This window comes from Aestuariirhabdus haliotis (assembly GCF_023509475.1).
GTDB classification, from domain to species: Bacteria; Pseudomonadota; Gammaproteobacteria; order Pseudomonadales; family Aestuariirhabdaceae; genus Aestuariirhabdus; species Aestuariirhabdus haliotis.
In genome coordinates this window covers 1-23,997 of record NZ_JAKSDZ010000028.1, presented here as the reverse complement: position 1 = coordinate 23,997, position 23,997 = coordinate 1, and the positions used below count along the sequence as shown (strand labels likewise).

General features: G+C 53.2%; 17 protein-coding genes. 5 read left to right on the top strand and 12 right to left on the bottom strand.

The window, feature by feature from the left end; all coding sequences use genetic code 11:
* Positions 1 to 24: 24 nt before the first annotated feature.
* The 6 genes from MIB40_RS14215 to MIB40_RS14190 all read right to left on the bottom strand — a co-directional run bounded on the left by MIB40_RS14215 (position 25) and on the right by MIB40_RS14190 (position 6,518).
* Positions 25 to 1,719: an amidohydrolase gene (locus MIB40_RS14215; RefSeq protein ID WP_249695499.1), complete on the bottom strand. Its 1,695-nt coding sequence runs from the start codon at positions 1,717 to 1,719 to the stop codon at positions 25 to 27.
* Between the two features lie 171 nt (positions 1,720 to 1,890).
* Entirely contained in the window at positions 1,891 to 2,715 is an 825-nt protein-coding gene (locus tag MIB40_RS14210) for a substrate-binding domain-containing protein (protein WP_249695498.1), read from the bottom strand.
* 27 nt (positions 2,716 to 2,742) lie between these two features.
* On the bottom strand, positions 2,743 to 3,507 hold the full coding sequence (locus tag MIB40_RS14205; protein WP_249695497.1) for an ATP-binding cassette domain-containing protein: 765 nt from the start codon (positions 3,505 to 3,507) through the stop codon (positions 2,743 to 2,745).
* Positions 3,500 to 4,207, bottom strand: a complete 708-nt coding sequence (locus MIB40_RS14200; protein WP_249695494.1) for an ABC transporter permease — start codon at positions 4,205 to 4,207, stop codon at positions 3,500 to 3,502. Before MIB40_RS14200 ends, MIB40_RS14205 begins: the two co-directional genes overlap by 8 nt.
* Positions 4,208 to 4,370: 163 nt before the next feature.
* Positions 4,371 to 5,357, bottom strand: a complete 987-nt coding sequence (locus MIB40_RS14195) for an NAD(P)H-dependent flavin oxidoreductase (protein ID WP_249695493.1) — start codon at positions 5,355 to 5,357, stop codon at positions 4,371 to 4,373.
* A gap of 150 nt (positions 5,358 to 5,507) precedes the next feature.
* Positions 5,508 to 6,518, bottom strand: a complete 1,011-nt coding sequence (locus MIB40_RS14190; RefSeq protein WP_249695491.1) for a class I fructose-bisphosphate aldolase — start codon at positions 6,516 to 6,518, stop codon at positions 5,508 to 5,510.
* Positions 6,519 to 7,050: 532 nt separating this feature from the next.
* Between MIB40_RS14190 and MIB40_RS14185 the strand changes: the two genes are divergently transcribed.
* The 3 genes from MIB40_RS14185 to MIB40_RS14175 all read left to right on the top strand — a co-directional run bounded on the left by MIB40_RS14185 (position 7,051) and on the right by MIB40_RS14175 (position 13,069).
* Positions 7,051 to 9,039, top strand: coding sequence for an autotransporter domain-containing protein (locus tag MIB40_RS14185; RefSeq protein WP_249695488.1), 1,989 nt, complete (start codon positions 7,051 to 7,053; stop codon positions 9,037 to 9,039).
* A gap of 204 nt (positions 9,040 to 9,243) precedes the next feature.
* A complete protein-coding gene (locus tag MIB40_RS14180) occupies positions 9,244 to 10,716 on the top strand; it encodes a flavin-containing monooxygenase (protein WP_249695486.1) in 1,473 nt (490 codons plus the stop codon).
* A 349-nt stretch (positions 10,717 to 11,065) separates the two neighbouring features.
* Positions 11,066 to 13,069 carry an autotransporter domain-containing protein gene (locus MIB40_RS14175; protein WP_249695484.1) on the top strand — a complete coding sequence of 668 codons (2,004 nt, stop codon included), beginning with the start codon at positions 11,066 to 11,068 and terminating at the stop codon, positions 13,067 to 13,069.
* A 16-nt stretch (positions 13,070 to 13,085) separates the two neighbouring features.
* Here the strand turns inward: MIB40_RS14175 and MIB40_RS14170 are convergent, their stop codons facing one another.
* Positions 13,086 to 14,015 carry an alpha/beta fold hydrolase gene (locus tag MIB40_RS14170; RefSeq protein ID WP_249695482.1) on the bottom strand — a complete coding sequence of 310 codons (930 nt, stop codon included), beginning with the start codon at positions 14,013 to 14,015 and terminating at the stop codon, positions 13,086 to 13,088.
* A gap of 161 nt (positions 14,016 to 14,176) precedes the next feature.
* On the opposite strand from MIB40_RS14170, the gene MIB40_RS14165 reads away from it, so the two are divergent.
* Both MIB40_RS14165 and MIB40_RS14160 read left to right on the top strand, forming a co-directional pair.
* Positions 14,177 to 14,794, top strand: coding sequence for a TetR/AcrR family transcriptional regulator (locus tag MIB40_RS14165; RefSeq protein WP_249695479.1), 618 nt, complete (start codon positions 14,177 to 14,179; stop codon positions 14,792 to 14,794).
* Between the two features lie 94 nt (positions 14,795 to 14,888).
* Positions 14,889 to 16,781, top strand: a complete 1,893-nt coding sequence (locus MIB40_RS14160) for an N-acyl-D-amino-acid deacylase family protein (RefSeq protein WP_249695477.1) — start codon at positions 14,889 to 14,891, stop codon at positions 16,779 to 16,781.
* Positions 16,782 to 16,877: 96 nt separating this feature from the next.
* Here the strand turns inward: MIB40_RS14160 and MIB40_RS14155 are convergent, their stop codons facing one another.
* The 5 genes from MIB40_RS14155 to MIB40_RS14135 all read right to left on the bottom strand — a co-directional run bounded on the left by MIB40_RS14155 (position 16,878) and on the right by MIB40_RS14135 (position 23,520).
* Positions 16,878 to 17,486, bottom strand: coding sequence for a tetratricopeptide repeat protein (locus tag MIB40_RS14155; protein ID WP_249695475.1), 609 nt, complete (start codon positions 17,484 to 17,486; stop codon positions 16,878 to 16,880).
* A 204-nt stretch (positions 17,487 to 17,690) separates the two neighbouring features.
* The gene (locus MIB40_RS14150) at positions 17,691 to 18,311 is read right to left on the bottom strand and encodes a tetratricopeptide repeat protein (protein ID WP_249695472.1); all 621 of its coding nucleotides are present in this window, start codon (positions 18,309 to 18,311) and stop codon (positions 17,691 to 17,693) included.
* Positions 18,312 to 18,645: 334 nt separating this feature from the next.
* Positions 18,646 to 21,726, bottom strand: coding sequence for an efflux RND transporter permease subunit (locus MIB40_RS14145; protein ID WP_249695470.1), 3,081 nt, complete (start codon positions 21,724 to 21,726; stop codon positions 18,646 to 18,648).
* Positions 21,719 to 22,876 carry an efflux RND transporter periplasmic adaptor subunit gene (locus tag MIB40_RS14140; protein WP_249695468.1) on the bottom strand — a complete coding sequence of 386 codons (1,158 nt, stop codon included), beginning with the start codon at positions 22,874 to 22,876 and terminating at the stop codon, positions 21,719 to 21,721. Before MIB40_RS14140 ends, MIB40_RS14145 begins: the two co-directional genes overlap by 8 nt.
* A gap of 284 nt (positions 22,877 to 23,160) precedes the next feature.
* The gene (locus MIB40_RS14135; RefSeq protein ID WP_249695466.1) at positions 23,161 to 23,520 is read right to left on the bottom strand and encodes a hypothetical protein; all 360 of its coding nucleotides are present in this window, start codon (positions 23,518 to 23,520) and stop codon (positions 23,161 to 23,163) included.
* Positions 23,521 to 23,997 lie beyond the last annotated feature (477 nt).

Sequence of the window (23,997 nt, the reverse complement as noted above, 5' to 3'; positions counted from 1 at the left end):
ACTTGTCGGCTTCCCTGACAGGTATCACTCGGTCAGTCTGGTTTGGCCCGCTAGCCATACCTGTTGAACCTTGATCTTGCTCCATTGCTCGGCAGGTAACTGATACGGATTGGCGCTGAGCAACGTCAGGTCGGCCTGCTTGCCCACTTCGATACTGCCGATCTTGTCCTCCATATGCAGCTGCCAGGCGGCATTGATGGTGACGGCGCGCAGTGCCTGCTGCGGTGTGATGGCCTGGTCCAGGCCAAGGGTTTGTCCGCTGCTGGTTTTGCGCGTGACGGCGGTTTGCATCAGGCTAAGCGGATTGGCAGGAAACATAGGGGTGTCGGCGTGCAGGCTGGGGCGCAGACCCCGTTCAAAAGCGGCCTTTACCGGTAGCACCTGCTGCGCCCACATTGGTCCGAGAATCTTGTCGCGCAGGGCGTCGCCATAATAATAGATGTGGTTGATATGAAAGCTGGGGGTCAGCCCCAGCCTGGCGAATTGATCCAGCAGCCTTTTGGGCAGCAGTACACCGTGTTCAAAGCGGTGACGCCGCTCTTTGGCGTCGGTTCCCAGCACCTCTTCAAAGGCTTGGGCTGACCATTCGTTGGAGAGATCCCCCTGGCTGTGCACTGCCAGCTGCCAGCCCTGATCGCTGTATTGACGCAGACTCTGTTTAAACGTGGAAGCATCAATCACCGGTTCTCCCCGATGGCCGGGAGGAATGCCCATCATGGCGGTGGTCTTATTGGTCAGATATGGCTTGGACAGGTACATGGAACCGGTGTAGGGGGAGCCATCGTGCCACAGCTTGACACCCAGAATGCGATAAAAATCATCGCCGTTATCGGGGCTATCGGGCAGCATGTCAATCTCTTCCTGGCGCAGGTAGACAAACTGTCGAATACGGGCCTGAAACTGATCGGAAGCCGCGTAACGCGCCAGCAGGGGAGGCACATTAAAACCCAGTGAGGCGACGCTGGTGATGCCGGATTCGAGCAGACTCTGCAGGGCCAGTTCGTAGCGGTTGATTACCCGCAGAGGCGACTTCAAGGGTTCCATAAAAGGGTCCACCGCCGACTCGGACATAAAGCCGTTAAGCTCGCCGTTGGCATCCCGGCCATAATAACTGCCATGTCCGGGATCGGGCGTATTACGATCAATACCCACGGCCTCGAAGGCCTGAGAGTTGGCCCAGAACGAATGCATGGACTGCGCAATGATCAGCAGTGGGTTATCCGGCGCGATCTGGTCGAGAAAGGCTCTATCCGGCATTTTCAGATCGGGCATAAGAATTGGATCGAGCCCCATAGCAAATACCCACTCACCTTTGGGGGTGTTGTCGATCTCCTGCTGCAGGCGTGACCACATATCGGCTGCGGAATCATTATTAAACCCGCTGAGGTCGACCAACCCGGAGAACACGGCGGTCAGGGTAGGGTGTTCGTGGGCCGCAACAAAACCGGGAATCAGAGTCTGGCCGTTAAGGTCGATAATCTCGGTATCGTCGGATGCCAGCGCCAACATCTCCTCCTGGCTACCGACGGCGGTAATAAGATTGTCGCTCAGGGCGATTGCCTCAACCACTCTGTCGGCTTCATCGACCGTTAATATGTTGCCGTTAATCAGCAGGGTATCGGGGGATGAATCCGAGTTACAAGCCGTTAACAACAAAGAGGTAAAAAACAGTCCGAGACAGGCAAACAGGCGTGGGCTGCAAAAGGTGGTATGAAGCATTTGGGGAGATCGCCAGGCCCGCTAACGCGAGCCTTTGTTGTTATTGTGGTGAGCAAAATCATCGTACGTTTAGCCGCAGATCACAAGCGCTAATTGCGTCAGGGCTGGCGTTTTTTGGCCAGAATTTTCACCATCATCTCTTTGCGATCTTAACGGTTGTCTCGCTGGTGTTTATTTTCTCGCGTTGGCAAAAAACAGCTGCTGCCCTCCCAGCTGGTAGTCGTCGATGGCCTTCTGACCTTCCGGACCGGTGAGCCAGTCGATAAACGCTTGTCCTGCCTTGACCTTTACCCGCGAATGTTTTTCGGGATTAATCAGTGTGACACCGTATTGGTTGAACAGCTCTTTATCGCCTTCAATCAGAATGGCGAGATTGCCTTTGTTTTTAAAACTGATCCAGGTGGCTCGGTCAGTCAGGGTGTAAGCGCCCATGCCAGCGGCCGAATTGAGCGTTGCGCCCATGCCTGAGCCGGTTTCCCGATACCAGGTGCCACTGTGCTGGGTAATGTTGATGCTGGTGGCGCGCCAGAGAGCGCTTTCCTTTTTATGGGTGCCGGAGTTGTCACCACGGGAGACAAAAAGTGACTTTTTATCAGCTATTTTTTTAAGTGCGATAACCGCGTCCTTGCCCCCGGCAATCTGGGCCGGGTCGGTGGTGGGGCCCACAATGATAAAATCGTTATACATGAGGTCAAAACGTTTGACCCCATAGCCATCGGCAACAAATTTCTCTTCAGCGGGTTTGGCGTGCACCAGAAGCACATCACCATCACCGTTCATCGCGTTCTTGATTGCCTGTCCGGTACCGACCGCTACTACATTAACCACAATACCAGTACGCTCGGTAAATTGAGGTAACAAGGCATCGTACAGGCCCGAGTTGGCGGTGGAGGTAGTGGATTGCACGATAATCGCATTCTCTGCGATGGCGCTGTGGCTGATCATCGCAAGCATCGTCATCAGCATCATGGTCGTTCGAGATAAAAAGCGATTCATGGAGTTCTCCCTTGTGCATGGGTTGTATTAGAAGCGCAGACGTCCGGCCAGATAATCCTGTGCCGCTTGCGATTGGGGGTGTTGAAAAAATCGGTTTGCATCGGTGTGTTCGGTAATGCGACCCTGATCCAGAAAGATAATATCATCGGCGAGGCGTTTGGCCTGTCCGATGTCGTGGGTGACAAAGAGAATGCGCATGCCCTGGTCGGCACAGCGTTGAACAATGGTTTCGATGGCTGCGATGGAGGCCGGATCCAGGCTGGCGGTAGGCTCATCAAGAAACAGCACCTCCGGTTTTAAGGCCAGGGCGCGGGCCAGCGCCAGGCGCTGTTGTTCGCCGCCGGATAACAGCCGTGCTGGTTGTTCGGCCTGGTTTTCGAGACCCACGCTGGCAAGGATGTTGTGAATACGAGCTCGCAGGGCCTGCCGCTTGAGCGGCAGCTTATCCAGCTTTAGCACGAAACGAATGTTGGCGGCGACCGAGCGGCGCAGCAACACCGGTTGTTGAAACACCATGGCCTGACGCCGACGTCGAGCCGGGCTCAGGGCTTCGCCGCCCCAGCGAACGACACCGCTACTGGGAACAATCATGCCATGCAGCAGGCGCAGCAGCAGACTTTTTCCCGCTCCGTTAGCCCCCATAATAATACTGGTGCCCCGACCCTCAATTTTCAGGTTGATCTCCTGTAGCAACACTTTGTCGCGTATCTGGTAGTTCAGATTGCAGGCCTCGCCGGGTAGCAGGTCATCGGCTGTTTCCAGGTCGTTGATGGGCAAGATGGCATCAAGCATAGGCTTGCCGGGTAGCACTCAGACGCAGCATCATTACCAGGGCATTGACGCTAAGGGCGATTACGATCAGCACCATCCCCAGTGCCAGCGCCAATGCCAGATCGCCTTTGGAGGTTTCCAGTGCGATCGCGGTGGTCATCACCCGGGTCAGATGATTGATATTGCCCCCGACCATAATAACGGCGCCCACCTCCGCAATCGCCCGACCAAAACCTGCCAGGGCAACCGTGATCAGGCTGTAACGGGCATCCTGGATCAGGGCTGAGATGGCGGTCGTCCTGGGTACCCCCCAAGACAGGAACTGTTCGGCGTAATCCTGATTAAGCTGTTCGATCACTTCACGGGAAAGGGCGGCAACAATGGGGGTAATCAGCAGGGTCTGGGCGATGATCATCGCCGTTGGGGTATACAGCAACTGGAACGCGCCCAAGGGGCCGGCATTGGACAGCATCAGATACACCAACAGGCCAACCACCACGGGAGGCAAGCCCATCAGGGCGTTGATCAGAACCAGGAGCAAAGTGCGTCCCTTGAAACGGCTGGTGGCAATCAGGGCGCCGATGGGCATTCCAAGCAAGCAGGAGATCAGCACGGCACTAAGGCTGACCTGGAGAGACAGTCCGATGATCTCCAGCAGGTCAGGATCGGCCGACAATGCCAAAGAAAACGCTAACTGAAAGGCTTCACCAAAATCCTGCATAGGGAGTATTTATGCTGCATTATTATGTTTGTTTTACGATTCTGGTGTCAGTTGAACAAAAAATCAACTGATGCTGGTCGGTTTGCAGGCAGAAAAGAGCGGCAGGTAACCCTGACGCTCTTTTTCGGTCCATTGCCGGTATCCCTGTTAAAGAAACCGGTTGTTAGCCCACAAAGGCTTGGCTGCTATCGAGCAGTTGTTGGTGAGCGGTGCGGTATTCCTGTTTAAGTCTGGCGCAGAGTGCTCCGGCGCTTGGGCTGTCGGCGATATTGGCGACGCCATGACCGGCTGACCAGACCGTTTTCCAGGCTTTGGCTTCGTCATCAACGGGCTTGAGCTTTTCACCGTAGTTGATATCACCCGGGTTATTGAGGCGCTCCATATCGTAACCGGCCTGCTCCAGACTCTGGCGCATAAAACTGGCAGGAATTCCCGACACGGCAGGGGTATGGATAATATCGGCGGCACCGGAATCAATGACCATGGTTTTGTAGGCGGCATCCGCCAGTGACTCTTGCGTATTGATAAAGCGCGTACCCATGTAGGCGAGATCGGCCCCCATGGATTGCGCGGCCAGAATATCGTCCCCGCGAGACAGGGCGCCTGCGAGCAGCAGGGTGCCCTGGAAAAACTGCCGTATTTCACCAATTAATGAGAAAGGGTTCTGGGTGCCCGCATGCCCACCGGCACCGCCAGCGACCGCGATGATCCCGTCGACCCCGGCCTCGGCAGCCTTCTGTGCGTGGCGGCGGTTGGTGACATCGTGAAAGACCAGGCCGCCATAGCTGTGCACGGCATCCACCACCTCTTTTACCGCGCCCAGAGAGGTGATCACCAGAGGCACTTTATGCTTTACGCACAGCGCCAGGTCGGCCTGCAAGCGGGGGTTAGTGCCGTGAACAATCAGGTTGACCCCGTAAGGCGCGATCCTGGCATCGGGTTGTTGTTCGCGGGCTGTGGTCAGCGCCTGGTTGATGTCGATAAGCTGTTCTTCAAAGGCCTCACTGGTGCGCAGATTCAGTGCCGGGAAGGTTCCGATTACACCCTGTTGGCAGGTGGCTTTGACCAGCGCGCTGCCGGATACCAGAAACATGGGAGCGCAGACCAGAGGCAGGCTAAGGTGGTCGGCAAGGGCGGCAGGTATAGCCATGGTGGAAATCTCCAAAAGAAAAGGCGGAAGCCTCATGGTAACGGCGACCAAGGATTTAAAGCAAGCGCTTGCTTGGTTGTTTGGTAGGCTGATTGGTTGCCTGGTTGCCTGGTTGCCTGGTTGCCTGGTTGCCTGGTTGGGGGGGGAGGCTTATTCCATGGATGAGTCGTATTTCCCCTGACGAGCCAGACTATTCAAACGGGCCCTTTTTAATAACGCGGCCTGGCAAGCGGCACCGTTGTTGCTGGAACCTCCCCAGGCTTTCAGTGCGGGTTCCTGTAAGGCGCGGCCGTAAGAGGTGCTGAGCTGCCAGGGAGCCTGGCCCTGATTCAGACTGTTGAGGTTTTCCGTCGCCTGCTCCGGCGTCATCCCCCCAGAAAGGAAGTTAATGCTGGGTACGGCGGCCGGCACGGTGCGCTTCAACACCTGCAGCGTGCGCTCGGCCACTTCGTCTGTGCCCGCCTGCTGCGGGCAACTCTTGCCGGACAGTACCATATTGGGTTTTAGTATCATGAGTTCCAGTTGCACCCGGTGCCGTGCCAGCGCCTCGAACACCGAACGCAGTACTTTTTCGGTCACGACATGGCAGCGGTTGATATCATGCTCCCCGTCCATCAAAACCTCAGGTTCTACAATGGGCACTACACCCAGCGCCTGGCATTGCGCAGCATAACGGGCCAGCATTTCGGCGTTGGCGCTCAGCCCAAGCGGAGTCGGGTTGTGCGATGTGATGGGGTAGAGTTCACGCCATTTGGCAAAACGTGCGCCCTGTTCCTTGTAGCCGACAAGGCGCTCGGCGAGTCCATCCAGGCCAAAGGTAATTTTATCCCCCGGCGCGCCGGGCAGATCTCCCAGCCCTTTGTCGACCTTGATACCTGGGACGATCCTGTTCGACCAGGCCAGCTGCGGCAAGGATTGTCCATTATTGGTGCTCTGTGCCAGGGTTTCCTCAAACAGAATAACGCCACAAATATACTCCCCCAGACCATCGGTCGAGAGCAACAGGCTGCGGTACTGGCGGCGCATCTCTTCGGTAGACTCTGCCCCGATACTAGCGAAACGTTTGGCGATGGTGGGCGAGCTTTCATCGGCGGCCAGTATGCCGCGTGAGTCGTCGATCATGTCCTCGATGCAATTCTGTAGATCAGTCTGAATGGACATTAGGGCTTCCTCTTTCAGGTCTTATGGCTAAGCCGGATGGGCTTATTGCGGTTTAGAGCAAGGTATCAATCAATCCATAAAGCTTAGGCCACTTTTCATCGGCGGTTCCTGTTCGCTGGGATAGCTCAGGCTTGGACTGGATCCGTTGGTCGAATTGAAGAACCTGGTACATGTGGTTTGGTAATACCAATTAACATGTGTTTGATATCTAAAGGAGTATGGACCCGCAGGGTGCTTGTTGGTCTTAAGTGATAGTTGATCATTTAATTGAGTGGCGTGATGATCAGATATTTGTTTCTTGTATTTTAAATAAATCTTTTATAAACAGTTACTTATGATTATTTTGTGAGATTTTTTTATTTTAAAAAAAGACCGTCCATTGGTAAGTAATAATAAATTTTTATAATTCTACTGATTTGTGTAGTTATTTAAGCTTTTCCTGTCTAGTATTCCGCGCCACTAATTTGTCAGGTTGTTTGTCTGGTCGCTGCCGGATGTTCACGGGCAGAGTTTTCTATAAGGATTGGACGACATGGGATATAAAAACAGAGCCTGGGGGACCGCAGGCGTAATGATGGCGGCTTTGGGGAGTACTTCGCTGCACGCCGAGGTTATAAATTTGGGCATGGGTCCGATTAACGCCTCGGACATTAGTGCCGATGGCACAGTGGTCGTCGGTAGAAGTGGGGGGCTTTCTGGTCCCAGTCAGGCCATTCGCTGGACGCAAGGTGCAGGGATTGAAACCCTGAATGATCTGGCTGGTGGCATTGATAACTATCTCGCCTCTGATGTGAGTGCCGACGGCAACAATATTGTGGGATACAGTAATACTCCTGCCGGTTTCAGAGCCGTTATCTGGCAGGGAGGCGGACTTACGCCGACGATAATACCCTTTGTGACCACAAGGGGCGCGAGTGATCGCAATCTTGCTAATGCAATCAGTGCCGATGGTCTGGTCGTCGTTGGGGACGATAATACGACGGCGGGTCAGGATCAGGCCTTTCGCTGGACTCAGGCAGGCGGGTCTGTAAGCCTGGGATCGTTAACGGGCTCTATGGGAGGGAGCAACGCGGCGGATGTCAGTTCGGACGGCTCCGTTGTGGTGGGCTTCTCAAGAAATGCCTCGTCGAGCAATGAAGCATTCCGCTGGACGCAAGCCTCAGGCATGGTGGGTTTGGGGATACTTACGGGATTTGATAGAAGTTCTGCTGCTGCGGTTAACGCTGATGGCTCTGTGGTCGTAGGTTCTCTCACTAAAGATACAAGCCCTGGATTTCATCGAGCCTTCCGCTGGGAAGGCGGAACCATGGCCAATTTAGGGGTTGTTGCCGGCAATACCAGCAGTTATGCGACGGGTGTGAGCGATAATGGCTCGGTCGTAGTGGGGTTCAGTGATCAGGATGCGTTTCGCTGGACAGCGGCTTCAGGAATGCAAACGGTTAAAGCCTGGCTGGAAGGCAACGGGGTTGAAGTGGATCCCGCTTTAAGCCTGAAAAGAGCGACGGCGGTGAACGCGGACGGCTCTGTTATTGTTGGTGAGTCGAATGATGGGGCTTTTCTGGCGCGCTCGACCGGCTCTATCGGCTTTAATGAGTACGGTGCCAGCCTGCAGGGTAATGCCCTGGTGCAATCGGCGATGTTTGCCAAAAACGATATGCTGATGAACGGCCTGCATTCCAACCCACTGTCACGCCGGGTGGATGCCGGGCAGCGTTGCTTCCGTATCGGTGGCGACTGGGGTCGTGACAATCACGATGATCGTAACGGCAGCCTGGGTATGGCCGAAGCCACGGGTTGTTACAATTTTGGAACAGTGCAGGTCAATTTCTCCCTGGGCAAAAGCTGGGCGTCTGATTATGACCTGTACCAGAACGGCGATCTGGATGCCGACGAAACCTATGTGGTCGGCGAGCTGTTGGCACCATTGTTTGATATGAGTGATTCTCAGGTGTGGGGGGCGCTGACAGCGATCTACGGTCACGGCGAAGCCGATATCAAGCGGGGTTATTTGAACGCAGGTCTACCGACAAGCTCGAAGGGGTCACCCGATATCGAAACCAGAGGCATCCGCGCCCATCTGGAGTGGGACAACGCCTGGCAGTTATCGTCTACCCGTATTAATCCCTATGTGTCCGCCAGTTATGTCGAAAACAGCGTAGACAGCTATACCGAAACCGGCGGCGGTTTTCCGGCGCGTTTCGACAAGCAAACCAACTATGCGGCAGATGTGCGGTTAGGGCTTCAGGGTTTGACTCGTATCGACGAGCAGCTTCGCTTTACCAGTCAGTTTGAAGGCGTGCACAGCGATGACGATGAAGGTCACCGGGTCTCCGGACAGATCATCGGTTTATCTGCGTTTGACCTGAAGGGTTCCGACTCCAAGCAGAACTGGCTCAAGCTGGGACTCGGTATCGAATACGACGTAGTAGAAAGTGGTATGTTCTCCTTTAGCCTCAACGGCACCACAGAGGGTCAGGCGCCAAGCTATTGGGTTTCTACAGGTTATCAATATAACTTCTAACAGCCCACAAATTAGCCATCGTTTGTAGAGCGATGACCGTTGAACGTTACCCGTCCCTTAGGCCGACACTCGAGAGAGTGTCGGCCTTTTTTGCGTTATGGGGCACCCTCCAAGTTTCAGATAGAAACAAACGCCGCTACAATCGGTTTTGATACGATGGTACAGTAAATTCAACGTGACAATATTATAATAATGAGGGTCCGTATGAGTTCAGAAGAGTTGGATGTGCTGGTGATAGGCGCTGGCGTTTCGGGTATTGGCGCAGGTTGCCACCTGACAATGAAAAACCCCGGACACAGCTTTGCCATTCTGGAGCGACGGCCAGCCATGGGCGGCACCTGGGACCTGTTTCGCTACCCAGGGGTGCGTTCGGACTCTGATATGTACACCTTCGGTTATAACTTTCGTCCCTGGACCGAGCGCAAGGATATTGCCGATGCCAAGGATATTCTGAAGTACCTCAGCGAGACCGCCGCGGAATATGGGGTCGATAAGAAGATCCGCTACCAGCAGAGTGTTACCGGAGCAAACTGGTCGTCAAGTAAAAAGCGTTGGCTTATTTCGGTATCCCGTGAGGATACCGGGGAAACCTATCAAATCAGTTGCCGTTTCCTGATTACCTGTACCGGTTATTACGATTATGAGCAGGGTTATCTGCCCGAATTTGAGGGCTACGACGGGTTCAAGGGCACCATCGCCCACCCCCAGCATTGGCCGGAAGATCTCGATTATGCCGATAAAAAAGTCTTGGTGATCGGTAGTGGTGCAACGGCCATTACCATCGTGCCGAGCATGGCAAAAACCGCGGAGCACGTGACCATGTTGCAGCGCTCACCCACCTATATTTTCAGCCGACCAGCGATCGATGGTATTGCGGTCTGGTTGAACCGGTTATTGCCCGATAAGCTGGCTTACAAATTATTACGCGCTAAAAATGCATTGTTATCGCTTTTTATTTTTACCCTGTCCCAACGCAAGCCGGAAAAAGTACGCAAATTTCTTCGCGATATGGCGGCGGAATCGGTCGGACCGGACGTTGACGTCGATGTGCATTTTAACCCCAGTTACAAACCCTGGGACCAGCGTATGTGTTTGATCCCGGATGGTGATCTGTTCGCCGCCTTGCGCGCGGGCAGCGCGTCGATCGTGACCGACCAGATCGACCGTTTTACCCCGCATGGGGTGTTTCTTAAATCCGGTGAATCCATTGCGGCGGATATTATTGTGCCGGCAACGGGTTTAAAGGTGCAGTTTCTCAGCGGCATCGAATTGCGCATGGATGATCAGGTCGTGCCTCACAACGAGCTGCTGAATTATCGCGGTATGATGTTTAATAACTTGCCCAACTTCGCCACGGTGTTTGGCTACACCAATGCCAGTTGGACGCTAAAAGCAGATCTGACCTGCGACTACGTTTGTCGTCTGCTCAACCATATGGAAAAACATCAGTATCAGGTTGCTATGCCTTCGGTGGATCATTCGGTCAAACACAGCCAGTTTGACGATATGACCCGGGAACCGATTGTGAATCTCTCCTCGGGTTATATTCAACGCGCCCTGAATGATATTCCGAAACAGGGCTCAAGAGCGCCCTGGCGCAACCATGATAATTTTATCAAGGATATGTTCAGCATCCGTTACGGCAAAATCGAAGACGGTGTTATGACCTTCGATTGAAATTGTCTGTTTTTTTGCGGACTTGCAGACAGGGGTATCTTCTACCGATACCTCTGTCTGTGAGAGATCAGCGTCTGAAAAACCTCCGTAGATATTTCTCCATATTTTCGTTTTAGACCCTGATTTTTATAGGGTTATCGCTGACACCGGCCAGATTTCATGACCTATGTGATGTTTTTGGCTGCCCTATAAAGCGATAGGATCTTTTATTATTGGTTAGCCTCTTTTTATTCGCTTTGAATTAATGTAAAAACCCCCTCCTGATTAGCGTTGGCTTTTACCGATGCCGGTTGCAAGTAGTAATGCGCATTACCAGAAGTATGCGTATGGCAATAATAGAAAGGGTGTTATGAGCAGTAAAAGCAAAGTGATATGTGCGGCTGTCCTGTGGTGGGCCGTCGGTGGGATAGCTTCGGTTTATGCCGATGGTCAGATTGTCGAGATCAAAGATTCTCTTCCGGCGGGCGCATCCTTTTTGCCGATGCTACCCGCAATAAGTGCTGATGGTCGGGTGGTAGCGGGTGCTGTGGTATCCGGAACTGCTCTGGCCTACCGTTGGACCGAAGAAGGCGCAGTACAAGACATTGGCGTCTTGGCAGGCCACAGTTTTCCAATTGTCGGTGCTCTTAATGCTGATGGTACCGTCATCTTGGGCACCTCGCTCAATGCTGGCGGGCAACGGGAAGCCTATCTCTGGACTCAGGGTTCCGGCATGCAGGCGTTGGGTAGCCTGGGTGGAGAGACCGAAGCCTACGGAATCAACGCCAATGGGAGCGTGGCGGTTGGCCAAAGCTATGACAGTGTCGACGGGCAATATCGAGCGTTTCGCTGGACTCAAGCCGGCGGTATGGTCAGCCTGGGCACGTTAGCCGGCTCGACCGGAACCAGTATTGCCCGTGGTATAAGCGCCGATGGCACTGTCATTGTCGGCTTCTCCGATGATGCGGGGGGAAGGCCCGAAGCCTTTCGTTGGACCCAAAGCGGTGGCATGCAACAGTTAGATGTAACGAGCAACTACAGTGATGCGCTTGCGATTAGCGCGGATGGTGCTGTGGTGGTCGGTAGCAACCGTTTTTCCGGATACGACGAGGCCTTTCGCTGGACTCAGGCCGCAGGTATGCAAGCTTTAGGGCTGCTGCCCGGCAAAACACAAAGTAAGGCAACTGCAGTAAATGCGGATGGCTCGGTGGTGGTTGGTGATTCCTGGGCCGGTGGCGGATCGAGCTCCAGCGCCTTTCGCTGGACTGAGACCGACGGCCTGCAAACCATTAATCAATGGCTGGACGATAATGAGGTTGAGGTGGCGCCGGGTTTTGAAATGTCGAGGGTAAGCGGTGTCAGTGCCGACGGCCTGGTGGTTGTCGGGCTTGCCAGTGACAACCGGCCTCTGTTGGTGCGGGTTGATGGCGCCATAGCGCTTGATGAATACGCGGCCAGTCTGCAAGGTAATACCGTGGTGCTCGGTTCCTTAGCGATGAAAAGTGAGATGCTAATGCACGGACTGCACTCCAATCCGTTGTCGCGTCGAGTGGCGCCTGGCGAGCGTTGTTTCCGGATCGGAGGCGACTGGGGGTACGACGATCATGAGGATCGCGATGGCCGTCTGGGTATGGCGGAAGCCACCGGGTGTTACAATTTTGGCCAGGTGCAGTTGAATATTTCATTAGGCAAAAGCTGGGCATCCGAATACGATCTGTATCAAAACGGTGATCTGGATGCCGATGCTATTTATGTCGTTGGCGAGTTATTGGCACCGATGCATAAGCTTGGCGATTCGCAGTTATGGGGTGCCCTGACTGTATTTTACAGCCATGGCGAAGCGGATATTAAGCGAGGCTATCTTAATGCCGGTACGGCGGTTAGCTCCAAAGGCTCGCCGGATACCAATAGCACAGGGGTGCGTTCGCATTTTGAATGGGATAACGCCTTGCAGTTGTCCTCGACTCGTATTAATCCCTATGCCTCTGTCAGTTACTTCGAAACCTCGGTGGACAGTTACACGGAAACCGGTGGCGGTTTCCCGGCTCGCTTTAACAAGGCTACCGGTTATTCGGCAGATCTGCGACTGGGCCTGCAGGGGTTGACCCGTATCGATGATCGGCTGCGTGTTACCAGTCAATTGGAAGGAGTACACAGCAATAATGATGATGGCTATCGACTGTCCGGTGAAGCCAGCGGCGTAACCCGTTTCGAGCTGGAAGGTCCCGACAGCAAACAGAGTTGGCTCAAACTGGGGCTGGGCATCGAATACGATGTGATAGAAAACGCCCTGTTTTCCATTAATCTCAATGGCACCACCGAGGGCCAAGCGCCCAGTATCTGGTTGTCGACCGGTTATCAGTACAGCTTTTGAAGTCTGTACTGATCGTTCAGGATTCTTTAGCGACCTGATTCAGGAAGCACAAATAATGCTCCAGCACGGCGGCCGGATCTTCAACCTGTGGGTAATGGCCGATATCGGGCAACTGTCCCAGATAATCGAGCCGGCAATTGAGCTCCTGATAGCGAGCCACCATATGTTGGCCGGACACGGGATCGGAGGCGCCGTTGATCAAGGCCAGGGGAATGTCCGATCGCTGTAAAGCGGTTACCCAGCGTTCTCGATGCTCGATGCGATCGCGCATATAGGTGATCAAATTATGGAAAATATGTTTGCCGTTGTGAGTGTTGATGATGCGCCAGAACGCTTGCAACTCCTGTTCACTGGGCTTGCTGTTGGCACCGAATACCGAGCTGAAACTCTGGCGAAATTTATGATAGCCCGCCAGCTTGTTGACCCATTTTCCCAGTGGGCTTAATAGCAGTTTTTGGGTGAGCAGGGCTCGATGGGTTTCCGGGAAGAGTCCGCCATTGAGAAAGCAGCAAGAGAGCCATTGACCGGCACCCTGGCCTTCCAGCTGCCGTGCCAGCAGCTCTTGCGCCACGGTATCACCGTAGTCGTGGGCCAGCACATGAAAGTCCCCAAGCTGCTTGGTCTGGATCAGTGCTTCAAACAGATCCGCCTGTTCGTGAATGCTGTAATGGTGTGGATCGGGCTTATCAGAAAATCCGAAGCCCAGCATATCCATGCTGACCAGGCGGTAGCGCTTGCTGAGGGTATTCCAGACAGGTTGCCAATCCCAGCTGGAGGTGGGGAAACCGTGAATCAGCAACAGGGTCGGCAGGCCGCGATCGCCCTGGTCCATAACAAAGAGGTTATGGTCGTTAAGACGCAGGATTGCTCCCTGTTCGCGCCACTGCTCAGGGCTGGAGGCTGGGTTCGCATCAGGAGTGCTCTGCGGCCTGGTTAACGTATCCATAGTACGTTCCTTATTATTTTAGGGTCAGGTTAGGGGATAAATATTGACCCATCCATGAACTTGACGTCAAGTTCAATTTGGTGCAAAACTTGGTCAATGTTGAACGGTGCAGGCGGTCCGTTGCGGTCGTTTGAATCCGCCATTTATCCTGATGGAGCCTTATGAAGAGTCTGCCGACCCAGACCCGTGCCCGCATGAAGCGCACAGCCCTGATAGAGGCCGCGATCCTCAATTTTAGCGAATGGGGCTATGAAGCGACCACTGCTAAAACGGTGGCAGCCCGTGCCGGGGTGGCGACGGGAACCTTCTATCAATATTTTGACAACAAAGACGATATCCTGCGTGTGGTTGCCCAGCAGAGAATGGAGCAGCTACAGGCGGATGTGGCGCCGACCGGGATTGAATTGATTCCTGATAATGCGCTAGACGTTGGTGATGACATAAAGGCCGTGTTTCGCCGTGTACTGTCACTGATTTACGATTTTCACCAACAAACACCAGAGCTGCATCAGGTGCTGGAGCACCGGCGTAATATCGATGCTTCCCTGGCCCGGATTCTCGATCAGGGTGAGGCGGTACTGGAACAGCGGGTTCGGTTGTTTGTGCAAAGTTTTAATGTCGAATCACCCGAAACCGTGGCCTTTAACCTGTTTGCTATGGCCGAAGGCCTGGTGCACCGCCACGTGTTCAGTGAATCTTCCGTACCCAAAACCGAAGTGCTCGATCTGGGTGCTGCCATGTTGGCAAGCTACTTTGAAAAATGTGAAAAACTATCATAAAAAATCATAAACAAAGGTGTGTAAGCAACCGGAAATTATTGATAAATCATATAATCAAGCAATCACCACAACAATAATAGGGCGAGAGTTACCCATGAGCGATCAACAACCTGACATCGATATCCTGATAAAAAATGCCAAGGTCTTTAATAACGGTGAAACCCCTGTCATCGAAGACGTAGCGATAGCTGGCGGTAAAATTGTAAGCCGTGGGCCCAATCTAAGTGAGCAGAGTGCGGGCCGAGTCATAGACGCCACCGGGCAGTGGTTAATGCCTGGTTTGTTCGACATTCATACCCACTATGATCTGGAGTTGGAAGTGGCTCCGGGGTTGCCGGAATCCACCCGTCACGGTACCACCACGGTGGTAATCGCCAACTGCAGCCTGGGTCTGGCCTTCGGTGCCCAGCGTGATGGTGCCAATGACCCCATTGTGGATTGCTATGCCCGGGTTGAAAATATTCCCAAATCGGTACTCAGAAGCTGTGCCGACAAAGTCGACTGGAGCACTCCCCAGGGTTATCTGGAGCACTTGGAACAGCTGAGTCTTGGGCCCAATGTGGTGACGTTGATGCCCCATTCGATGCTGCGAATCGAAGCCATGGGGTTTGAAAACAGTATCAGTCGGGACCCCAGTACGCAGGAGGTCGAAGCCATGAAAAGCACGCTGCGTGATGCCTTAAAGCAAGGCTATGCTGGCTTTTCGACGGACGCTTTGCCGTTTCATTATCTGGCCGGGCAGCCCCATTGCGACAAAACCATTCCCACCCAGTTTGCCAAGTATGGCGAGCTTAAGCAGTTGACACAGGTTGTTCGTGAGCAAAATTCACTTTGGCAGGCGACACCGCCGAAAGACAGTGTGATTGGCACCCTGAAAACCTTTCTCCTGACCAGCGGCCGTCTGCATGGCAAACCTTTAAAAACTACGGTCGTTGCCGCACTGGATCTGGCCAATAACTGGAAAATTGCCCGCCTGGCGAAAACCCTGTCGCGAGTATTGAATTCCAAATGGGTACAGGGAAGCTTCCATATGCAAGCACTGGGCGCACCCTTTAAAACCTGGTCCGACGGTGCCATAACACCTCTGGCAGAAGAGATTCCAGAACTGCGAAGGCTCAATGAAACCGAGCTGGAAGATCGTGCTACCCGGCTGAAGATTCTTAACGATGCCGAGTACATTAAAACCTTCCGCAAGATGTGGATGACGGGCAAAACCGGTTGGAACCTCGATCGGCTGAAGCGCAAACTGAATTTGGAAGATTATGCCTTTAACCGCACACTGGCGGATATGACCGTCGATCTCTGCCCGCAAAGCAATTGGCAGGGTATGGATTTCCAGACATTGTTCGATCGGGTTCTGGCCATCAAAGCCGGGAACGCTGTTGCCGATATGCAAGCCGATGAAAAAGCTCTGGTAGAACGCGACTTCTTCTGGGTATCCGATGAAGCCGATTTTATGCTGCAGATACTGCGTACCTTCGATACCGATATCAGCTGGTGCACTATTACGGCCAATCGGGATATTCAGACCGTGCGTGAGTTGTTGATGGACCCGCTGTTGTTACCGGGCTTTAACGACTGCGGTGCACATCTGACCAATATGGCGTTTTACGATGTTAACCTGCGCAGCTTGAAGCTGGCGGCCGAGGGGGGCGATAAAGATGTCAGCTATATGGTCAAGCGATTGACCAAAGACGCCGCGGATGTCTTCGGTGTTGACGGCGGTACCCTCTACGAAGGCGATGTGGCTGATCTGATACTGATTAATCCCGACACACTGGCCCGCTACGATGGTGAAGCCAGTGTGGAGCGGGTTTATCGGGAAGAGTTTAGTCACCATCAATTAGTGAACCGTTCCGATGAAGTGGTTGATCTGGTGCTGATTGGTGGCAAGGTAGCCTGGGAAAAAAATGACTTCAGTGACGCCTTCGGACGCGAAGCCCTGGGGCGTTTGCTAAGAGCCAAAAACGCCGACGTGGCGGCATAAAGAGAGGGCAACACGGATTCAGTCAGAGTCGCTGCGCGCCTTCGCCCCAAGCCCTGGCCAATTTATGGCCAGGGAGCATCAAGTCGATAGCCTGGTTTAGTGCGGATGTTTGGCCAGCCAGTCAGTGGCTTGCTGTTTTGCCGCTGTTAGCTGTTCGGCGCTCAGGCTGCTGGCAAGGTCTTCCAGTTCGCCGGAGTCTTCTCCATTGGCTTCTGCGATGCTGTACCACAGGTAGGCCTTTGCGGCATCGGGTTCGACCCCGTCACCGTTTTGATAAATGCTACCCAGATTTAACTGGGCCATGGAATCCCCTTGCTCGGCGGCCAGGGTATACCATTTGATGGCGACCTGGGTATCCTGAGGAACACCGGTGCCACTCAGATACATATCACCAAGATAGCTCTGGCCACTGGGGTTTCCTTGCTCAGCAGAAGCGGTGTACCACTGGGCAGCGGTTTCAATATTTTCTGCTACCCCCTGACCATATTCGTACATGTTGCCCAGATAGAGTTGGGCGGTGGCATCCCCTTGCTTGGCCAGCTCGGGAATATGCTGTGCGGCGGTATCATAATCGCCATTATCATAGGCATTGACGCCGGTTGCTAAATCGGCGGCGAGAATGCTGGAGGAGAATAGCAGGCTGAAAAATACAGCGAGAAAGGTTTTCACGGGGGCGTCCTTTGGGTATTGGAAAACAGCAAGCATGCCAATTCCTTTTATCTATGGCGCCCTCGTGCAGAGTGGCGCGGCTTGAGCTTATGCGGGCCGGATTATAGAGGCATGGCTGCTTTGGAAATAGTCGTATTTTCCGAAGTTTACAGCCTTGGCCCGATAGGGCATTGGTTTGTGAAGGGTGGGGTTAGCGCTCCTGATAGGAGGTGATACTACAGTTATCGGGTGCCGATCCAGTTACTCATATTTAGCCAGCCAGCGTTGCGCTTTTCGCTGGGCCAACTGAATCTCACGGCTGTCGATGACTGAGGACAGTTCTTCCAGGTCACCCCTGTCTTCGCCATTGTTTTCCGCGATGCTGAACCACATATAGGCGCTGACCTCATCCACCTTAACGCCATGCCCCATCAGGTAGATCTCGCCCAGGCTGTGTTGGGCCATCGAGTCGCCCTGTTCGGCGGCCAGGGTGTACCAGCAGATCGCGGCCATAATGTTCTTTTTTACACCCATTCCTGTCAGGTACATATCCCCCAGGTAGCTTTGACCGCTGGGGTGTCCCTGTTGCGCGGCGGACAAATACCATTTGGCCGCCGTACGGATGTTTTGTGACATACCGTGGCCGTATTCGTACATATATCCCAAATACAGCTGCGCTGTGGCATTACCTTGTTTGGCCAGCTCGGGGATATGTTGCAGTGCGGTTTCGTAGTCGCCACTATCATAGGCTTTAACGCCGGTTTCTACATCGGCCGCTAAAAGATTAGACGACGAAAACAAAGCTCCCAACAGGGCTGAGCCACAAGCAACTTTGAGCGGCTGTAATGGACAGGTTTTGCTGGTCAATGTTTTATTAGTCATGTCAATCTCCCTTATTTCTAGCGAAGGGTCGTAATATCCATATTGACACAATAGAGCTGTAGGGCAGTGAACAGTATCGCCAGCTTTGCCTAAAAAACTGCGGGATTTCCTTAGATAATTCGAATGAAATAGGTGGTGCTCACCTAATCTAATGGACTTACGTGAGCAGCGAGAGAAGGCTGCGTATTTGATTGCGTTAGAGTGTGCCGGCAAGAGTGTGCCTTGAAATATGGACGAAATCTTTGGCGTTGTTTTAACCAGCAGTGTGACCACTCAGATGCCGGGTCACACTGCTAGTTCTCTATCCATTTTGTCTAACCTTCCAGGTTGTGTGTTATTTGGCGCTGACCGGTGCTTCGCGCCGGGAACGAAAAAACAGGCTGTATAAGACGGGAACAAAACCCAACGTCAGCAGGGTACCCACTCCCAGTCCGCACATAATGACAATGGCCATGCCGTGCCAGAACTCACCGCCGAACAAGGCCAGCGGTAATAAGCCGACAATGGTGGTGATGGTGGTCATGATGATCGGCCTGGCTCGGGACAGGGCCGCTTGCATGACCGCCGCATCCACGGACAGGCCTTCGTTGCGTGCCTGATCGATACGATCGATCATTACAATGCCGTTATTGATAATAATTCCCGCCAGACTGAACAGCCCCAACATGGAGGTGAAATCGAAGTAGGCACCGAACAGGGCCAGGCCAAAGTTAGCGCCAATAATCACCAGCGGAATAGTGAGCAGGATAATGGCCGGTCGACGGAACGAATTGAATTGCAATACCAGCAACATTAAGATCAGGAACAGAGCGTGCGGTGCGAGGCCGAACAGATTCTCATTGGATTCCTGAGAGGATTTGAGTTCCCCTTCCAGTTCCAATGTGTACCCGCGAGGCAGCTCAATTTCATCCAGTCTTTCCTGCATGCCTGCGTAAAGTTCCTGAGCGGTTAGCTGAGGGTGCTTGCCGGCAATGGTCAGCGCCCGTTGCTGGTTATAGCGTCGAATTCTGCTGGATTCGACGATCCCTTCAAAATTAGCAATTTGCAACAGCGGTACAGGAACCCCCGAAGTCGATAACACTTCGACGGTGCGCAGGCGGTCCAGGTTGCCACGATCTTCGGACTGAGCCCTGAGCGTCACCGGAATCACCTTGTCATTTTCCCGATAACTGGTGACCTGCTGACCATCGAAGGAAGCATATAATGACTGGGCAATGGCTTCGCTGGTCACTCCGGCTCGCCGGGCCCGTTCCTGGTCGATATCCACTCGAAGTTTAAGGACCGGGTTCTCCCAGTCGCTACGAATGGCGACGCTACCCGGTACGCTGTAAAACGATGCTTTCAGCTCTTCTCCGATTCGGCGTAACACATCGCCGTCGGGACCCATTGCCCTTATCTCGACGGTGCCAAGCGCGGCGCTGCCCAGGAACAAAATATCGGTTCGCCCGTTGGCCTGGGGTAAATCCCGCTTCAGGAAAACTTCAACCCGCTCCATCACCCTGTCGATTTGATCGCTGGTTTGGGTGTTGACGACAAAAAACGCCTTATTCGGTTGCGCATCGTTGGGGCTCAGCGCCAGGAAGAAGCGTGGTCCGCCCGAACCCACATAGGAAAGAATGTCGGTTACTTCAGGGTTGGCGTCCTTGTCGGTTAAGTACGTCGATAGTTTTTCGCTGGCCATCAACGTTTCACTGATATGAGCTTCGGCCGGTAAATCAAGATAGATCGTAAACTGGTTCCGCTCCGAAGGCCCCAGAGAGCGCTGCTTAACAAACTGGAACACTTCGCCAGCCGCAAACAACAAGGCAACCATAATCACAATAAAGGTGACTCGCCATTTCAACAGCCAGTTCAATAGTCGACGATAAAATCGGTAGGCCAGGGAGTGGTAGTTATCGGTAGTTGGGTTCTGACCATCACCATTGACCGCCGTGGCTGTTGGGTCGGGCAAAAACCAGTAACAAAACGCCGGGGTCAGGGTGATGGATAACGTCCATGACGCGAGCAGGGCGAGTGCCAACACCTGTCCCAGTGAACGTAAAAATTCACCTGTGGAATCGTCAATCAAGATCAGCGGCATAAAGGCCAGGATGGTGGTTAGCGAGCTGGTCAGCAAGGGTATGGCCAACGCTTTAGGAGTAGCGGTGACGGCATCAAGCCGGGCCATACCCCGGTCCATACGCTGACGAATATCCTCTGCAATGACAACGCCATTATCGACCAGCAGACCGAGGGCCACGATAATGGCAGCGATTGAAATTCGGTGCAGTTCAATGCCCCATACGGCCATACCGATCAAAGTCGCCATAATGCTGAGCGGTACCATGGCGCCGACAATCAAACCGGTGCGCCAGCCCAAAAAAAGCATGACCACCACCAGCACGGCCACCATGGTTTGCATCAGATTGTTGGTGGCGTTACTGACCGATGCCTGCACCAGATCCGGTTGAAAAATCGCAATATCCAGGTGCATTCCCAGGGGCAGTTTGGGCGTAAGAAGAGCAAGGCGCTCGTTAATTTGCTTACCCAACTCGACCACATTGGAAGAACTGACCATCGATATGCCGAGTACAATGGCTTGCTGGTTATTAAAAAATGCCGGTGCCTTGGGTGGGTCGATGTAATCCCGGCGAACGGTTGCGAGGTCGCGCAGATAGACCAGTTCACCGTCATCGGTTTCGATAGCTAAATCCTGGATCTCCTCCACCGAGCGCAGGTCGCCGGAGGGTTCAATGACCACATTTTGTCCGGCGGCGTTGATGGTGCCGCCGGGCAGTACGATGTTTTGGGCGCGCAGTGCATTTACGATAGTGGCGGGCGTCAGATTAAACTGCGACATAAAGTTGCTATCAAATTCCAGCCAGATACGCTCTTCCTGAACCCCGTAGAGATCAACACTGGCTACCAGCGGCAGATTACCCAGGTTGTCCTTGGTGTCCTTGGCAACCTCATAAAGTTCGGCCATGGAATAATCGGCACCGGTCAACGCCAGCGTTACAACGGCGACACGACCATAGTCGTCGTTTACCTTCGGACCCTGGGTGCCTTCGGGCAAGCTGTCACGCAAGTCATCCATTTTATTGCGCAAGTCAGCCCAGATCGGATTCATATCGTAGTAACGATCATGAACCTCCGGAGTGATAATGGACATCCCGGCCATGGAGACCGACTTGATCTCTTTGATCTCCGGAATCTCTTTGATTTTATCTTCGATGGGGCGGGTAATCAGTTGCTCTATGCGCTCCGGAGACAACCCCGGGAACGAGGTCACCACCTGGGCACTGCGTGTGGTGATTTCCGGATCTTCCTGGCGGGGTTGTGATGCAAAAGTAACCAGCCCACCCAAAAACAGGGCCACCACCATCAAGCCGGAAAAACGGGCGTGATCAATGACAAAACGTGTCAGCTTATCCATCCGTTAAACCCTGCTCCGGTGTCCAGAGTTCAACCGTCATCCCTTCGCGCAAAAAGGTAACCCCGGCGCTAACCACTTTGTCTCCGGCTTCGAGGCCTTCGTACACCTCCAGATAATTGCCCCGCAGATCACCGATCAACAGATTCCGAACCTTGAGCGTGCCGTCTTCAGCAACGACATACACCGGGGCGATATTTTCTTTGGTTTGTGAACGCTCCTCGGTCGCTTTTCGAACGGAGCCAAACTCGATCGCGATGGCGGAAAGGGGGATAAGATAAGCAGTCCGACCATCGAGGTATTTATCAAAATTAAAGGTGACGCTGGCGGTCATGCCCGGCAGTAATTCCGCATCGGGAACCGGCAGCTGGATGTTAACCGGAAAGGAGTTACCGGTTTCGACGCGGGAACCAATTTCGTTCACGATACCGTTTAATCGGGTCCCTTCAAGGGTTGGGAAGGTCACCTGAACCACCTGGCCATATTCGATGTCACGAATCAATGTCTCGGGAATTCGTACATTGACTTCGAGCGACCCGGAAGATTGCAGTACAAAGGCATTTTCCCCGACATCGGTTTCCTGAAACGGATCGATATTGCGCTCGGCAATGGTGCCATCAAAGGGGGCGACCAGCTCGGCCTGAGCATAGTCCCGCTCCTTACGATCGAGATCGCTTTGTGCCGACTTAAGGTTGCCCAGAGCGGTAGCGTGGTTGGCGGTTGCCTTGTCCACATCGGCTTGCGATAGTGCCTGCTTGTTAAACAGATTGATGGCCCGATCGTAGGACTGTTTGGTTTCGGTGGCTCGAGCGCTGGCTATATTGAGCTGGGCCCGAGACTGTTCCACCGCCAGTCGCAAGGGCTCGATATCGAGCACGGCCAGCACCTGGCCTTTCTCTACCCGGTCCCCACGATTGACCAGAACTTGCTCGACCGTGCCGGCGACACTAAAGCTCAGCAAGGAAGTATCGGCAGCCACCAGTTTGCCGGAGATGCGCCGGGACTGCCCGGTAGCCTGTTCGCCCACTTCAAAATACTTAACCCGGGGAATCGTTTCCGCCAGGGGTTCGGGTTCGGTGCCGCAACCCGTGAGCAAAAGCGCGCCCATCAGGGCCAGTGCAACAGGGAGTCCTAGAGTCGGTCGGTTCATCATATCTTGTGCTCGGGTAGTGGTTTGCCGCTGAATTATCAGTGTATCGTCAGTGACACATTAGCATATAACTGGGTTTGTTAAATAAGTAGTAGCCCTAGTGCTATTTCACATATAGGTAGTTGCCGCTGCCAGGGGAGTACTTTGGGGTGATCAACCGCTTTGGTTTGTTGAGTAGTGGATAGATAGGGGTAGTTTGAGGGAGGGGAGACGTCTTATTAGGTGAGATCCCGTTGTTTTTTAGGTGACTGCATAGGCTGTCGAATCCATTATTCGTTTCACAATCTTTAGTTCAAACCTTGACCAACGATTTCGGTGGCTTTATTCCCTTTCTCAAAAATAAGTGTGACCGGTCCTTCAGCGGAGTAATTAGCAGGTAAAAAACACATGCGAGATCCAGAAGGATGTTTGATTTCCCACTCGGCTGTGCTGAACGGTAGTTTGATAGAGTTTTGAACGAATTTACTGTTGTATACTAAGAATTCCACCTCATATTGTGGTATGCGATCTTCTCCATTTTTTGCTGCAATCTTTTGGGTATAGCAAGGCTGCGAAGGCATTTTTACAATCAAATATCCGTTGGCTTGATGTATGGACTCTACAGATATCGGGTCGAAATCTATTGTGTCATTTTTTGTGAGTTCCAAGTGTGTCTCCTGGTTTCCGTACATTTGGGATCGTAATTTTGGGCCTAAGCGTGGTTGCGCAAATCCAAATCTATGGGGTCATCTCATTAGATCTGACCCTGAAGGCTTTTCGCATGGGCGCTCTATTATACTTCTCGGGGGTAGATTTTACTGTTTTTGTATTTCTATGAAATGTATAGGCTTAGTCCTATGCCAGTAAGCTAGTGGCTAAGGTTCGTTTGGTAGGAAAGCTAGTCTCTAAAAGGCTTTGTATTATTGCTGATGTCAAACGTAAGGCCTGACCCCGTTGTTCTTGCTGATGTCAAACGTAAGGCCTGACCCCGTTGTTCTTGCGGGGTCAGGCTTTAAATCTTACATGTTATGAAGGGTTAGATTCTGGGTTGTGTCAAATGTAATGTATGACTCGCCCTCCTTTTGCAAGTATAACGACAAATTAGTTTGCGGTAATGTATCCGGGATCTAAATGAGTAACTAATT